Genomic DNA, 2,352 nt, shown 5'->3' on the forward strand with positions numbered 1-2,352 from the left:
TCCAACTCACCCTGGACGGCCGCGTCCTGTACGCCAAGGGCACGGTGACCAACGTCAAGGCCGTCACCACCCCGGTCTTCTCCGTCCAGGTGCCCACGTTCACCAACACCGCCGAGACCGTCCAGGCCACCCTCGTCGCCGACCGGACCACCACCGGCACCGGTCTCCCCCAGCAGGTCACCTTCCAGATCGACGGGAAGGCGTTCCCCATGGACGCCGTCCCCGGGCAGGTCACCCGCAAGGCCGTCGAGCTGCCCGCCGCCACCAGGAGCGGGCCGCGCGAGGTCAGTGGGGAGGTCACCTCGGGGACGGTCACCCTGGCCCGGGTCAGCTCCCCCACCGAGGTCCAGCAGGCCACCGTGGTCACCCTCGACCCGAGGGTGAAGACGGCGTCCCCGCTGGCCACCCAGCTCACGGTGACCGTCACCAACAACCGGGACCGCACCACCATCACCCCGTCCAAGCTGGAGTGGCAGGTCAACGAGGGCACCGCCTACGTGGACCTGGGCGTCGCCGCCGAGAACTTCCAGGTGGCGCCGAACTCCTCGAGGTCCTTCACCGTGGACGTCGAGGGCGTCAAGGGGTGGAACCGCTACTGGGCCGCCTCCCACATCACCGAGGACGGGGTCCGCACCCCCGTCGGCACCTGGACCGGCTGGGGGCCGGTGCAGGCGGACGGCGTCTCCACCGCCACCCCCCTCGACCTGGCCACCCAGACCACCAAGAACTATCCGAACGGGTACCAGGGTGACGCCGACCTCTCCGGCACCGTGCGCCCCCAGTACACCGCCACCGGCATGGTGTTCCGGGCCGCGGTCACCGACAACGCCTTCTACCAGCCCTCCACGGACCCGGCCACCATGTACGCGGGTGACGCCCTGCGGTTCGCGGTGACCCCGGACCACCCGGGCCGCAGCAAGCAGTACGTCGAGTTCGGTGCCTCCCTGGTCAACGGTGTCCCGCGGGTCCACACCTGGCAGCCTCCGCCCGGGCAGCAGGCCGGAACCACCCCGGGCGCCACCGCGACCGTCGTCCGCGACGGCACGGTCACCCGCTACACCATCACGGTCCCCTGGGCCTCCCTGGGCCTGGCCGGCAAACCCACCTCGTCCATCGGCCTCGCTGCCGTGGTCACCGACAACGACAACGACGGCCGGGGACGCGGCTGGGTCGAATGGGGCACCGGCATCACCAGCTCCCTGAAGCTCTCCAGCGGTCTGCGCGCCGTCCAACTGACCGACGCGTAGAGCGACTGAGGAGCGGGTTCCACCACCTCGGACCGGTGGGGCCGGAGCACGCCCACCGATCCGAGAACCCAGACGCGCCGGCGGGGGACGCGGTGCCCGCCGCCGGTCAAACCACACGCACCGCACCGACCGATCCGATCAAGAGGACGCTCGATGGAACAGAAAGGCATGGTCCGGGCACGTCCCGGGTCAACAGCCAGAGCACGAGGCCGCCTGCGCCGCCCGCTCGCCTGGGGTGGTACCGCCGCCCTGCTGGGCTGCCTGGTCACCGCGGTGCCGCTCGCCGGGACCGCGCACGCCGCGGCCACCCTCACCGTCACCTCCCCCGACCTGGTCTTCACCAAGGGACAGGCGAAGATCACCGTCTCCACCGACCAGGCGTCGGTGAGCTGGCGAACCACGGACAACCAGGGCCTGCCGGTGGCCTCAGGCACGGCCACCGCGTCCGGTGGCACCGCCACGGTGGACCTGACCGGCCTGGACACCGGCCACTACACCCTCACCGCGACCGCAGGCGACACCACCCGCACCGCCGACTTCGGCGTCCTCCCTCCGCTCGCCGGCCACGAGACCGCCGACGAACGCTTCGGCGTGGCCATGCACTTCGGCCACTACAACGGCGAGGACCACAAGCTGCTCCGGTGGATACGGCTCATGGGCACCGGCCAGGTGCGGGTGGACGCCAACTGGTCGGCGATCGAGAAGACCCCCGGGGAGTACTCCTGGGACAAGTACCCCACCGACAGCTCCATCCCCTACGCGGCCTCGCAGGGCCTGACCGTCCTGCCGATCACCGCGTTCCGCAACCCCAACTACGACAACAACAAGACCCCGTCGTCGCCCGAGGGCCTGGACGCCTACGGGAAGTTCACCGCCGCCTTCGTGGAGAAGTACCAGCAGCACACGAAGGAGGTGGAGATCTACAACGAGTACAACTCCGTCGGCTTCAACAACGGCGCCTGCGGCCTCACCGCTGACTGCTACCTGGAATTGCTCAAGGCCAGTTATGGCAAGGTGCACGCCAAGGTGCCGGACGCCACCGTCGTCGGCCCCGCCCTGGCCGGACTGAACCGGGACTGGCTCAACCGCCTCTACTCCCTGGGCG

General features: G+C 70.4%; 2 protein-coding genes. Both read left to right on the forward strand.

Annotated elements, in window-relative coordinates; all coding sequences use genetic code 11:
- A partial coding sequence (locus A3IG_RS31635; RefSeq protein WP_040912506.1) for a sugar-binding protein occupies positions 1-1,247 on the forward strand: 1,247 nt, incomplete at its 5' end.
- A gap of 153 nt (positions 1,248-1,400) precedes the next feature.
- The coding region (locus tag A3IG_RS0127935) for a hypothetical protein (RefSeq protein ID WP_211219475.1) at positions 1,401-2,352 on the forward strand (952 nt) is incomplete at its 3' end.

It is taken from the genome of Wenjunlia vitaminophila DSM 41686, from assembly GCF_000380165.1.
Taxonomy (GTDB): domain Bacteria; phylum Actinomycetota; class Actinomycetes; order Streptomycetales; family Streptomycetaceae; genus Wenjunlia; species Wenjunlia vitaminophila.